Below are 1,528 nucleotides of genomic sequence, written 5' to 3' on the forward strand. Positions count from 1 at the left end.
GGTTTACGGCGTGACCCGCGACCCTGCCCCCGCCACCCCGGCCCTTCATCACCCGCACACCCGCATCGCCGTTGTAGTTGCCCTGGCTGTTGCCGTTGCCGTTGCCGTTGCCGTTGCTGTTGCCTTGGCACTCGCCGTTGAAGTCATCACCCACCCACCAGCACCCACTACCTGAACAAAGCAACCCACCCCTCCCCCTGTAACACCCCTGTCAAGCCTTGTCCGTCCACGCCCGCGCCGCTACCCTGACCGGGCATTACATTGGCCCGGCATGTCCACTTCCCGTTTCGTACATCTCCACGTCCACACCGAGTTTTCGCTGGCGGATTCGACCATCCGTGTCCCGGCGAAGCCGGAGCAGGCTGACCCGAAGAAAGCCAAGCAGGCCAACCTGCTCAGCCGCGCTGTCGAACTGAAACTGCCTGCCCTGGCAGTGACCGACCTGAACAACCTGTTCGCCCTGGTCAAGTTCTACAAGGCCGCCGAAACCGTCGGCATCAAGCCCATCGCCGGCGCCGACATCATGATCGCCGAAGAGGGCATGACCCCCTGGCGCATGACCCTGCTCTGCCGCGACCGCGAAGGCTACCTCAGCCTCTCCCGCCTGCTCACCCGCGCGTGGATGGAAGGCCACCGCCCCGAAGGCGGCGTCGCTGTCCATCCGGACTGGCTCAAGGCCGGCTGCCACAACCTGTTTGCGTTGGCCGGCCGCGACAGCCTCGCCGGCCGCCTGGCCAACGAAGGCCGCCACGACCTGGCCGAGCAGCAGCTCGCCGACTGGCAGCGCGTGTTCGGCGACGGCCTGCATCTCGAACTGACCCGCACCGGGCGTGACGGCGAAGAAGCCTTCAACCAGTTTGCCCTGCTGGCCGCCGGCCAGCGTGGCCTGCCGGTGATCGCCAGCAATGACGTCCGCTTCCTGCAGCCGGAAGATTTCAACGCCCACGAAGCGCGCGTCTGCATCTCCTCCGGCCGTGTCCTGGATGACCCCAAGCGCCCGCGCGACTACAGCGACCAGCAGTACCTCAAGTCGGCCGAGGACATGTGCGCGCTGTTTGCCGACATTCCCGACGCGATCGACAACACGATCGCGCTGGCCGAACGCTGCAACATCGAAATGCGCCTGGGCACCTACTTCCTGCCCAACTACCCGGTGCCCGAAAACGAAACGCTCGACAGCTGGATCTGCAGCGAATCGCGCAAAGGCCTGGACGCGCGCCTCGAAAAGAACCCGCTGGCCGAAGGCAAGACCCGCGCTGACTACGTCGAACGCCTCGAATTCGAACTGGCCACCATCATCAAGATGGGCTTCCCCGGCTACTTCCTGATCGTGGCCGACTTCATCCAGTGGGGCAAAAACCAGGGCATCCCGATCGGCCCCGGCCGCGGTTCCGGTGCCGGTTCACTGGTGGCCTGGGCGCTGCAGATCACCGACCTGGACCCGATCCCGTACAACCTGCTGTTCGAGCGGTTCCTCAACCCCGAACGCGTGTCGATGCCCGACTTCGACATCGACTTCTGCATGGAC

Annotated in this window: 1 protein-coding gene; it reads left to right on the top strand. The window is 65.1% G+C overall.

What is annotated here, in order from left to right:
• Nucleotides 1-271: 271 nt before the first annotated feature.
• On the top strand, nt 272-1,528 hold a 1,257-nt coding region (locus tag AC1DQP_RS20350), incomplete at its 3' end, for a PHP domain-containing protein (RefSeq protein WP_478052411.1).

It is taken from the genome of Stenotrophomonas sp. P5_A8 (assembly GCF_056400545.1).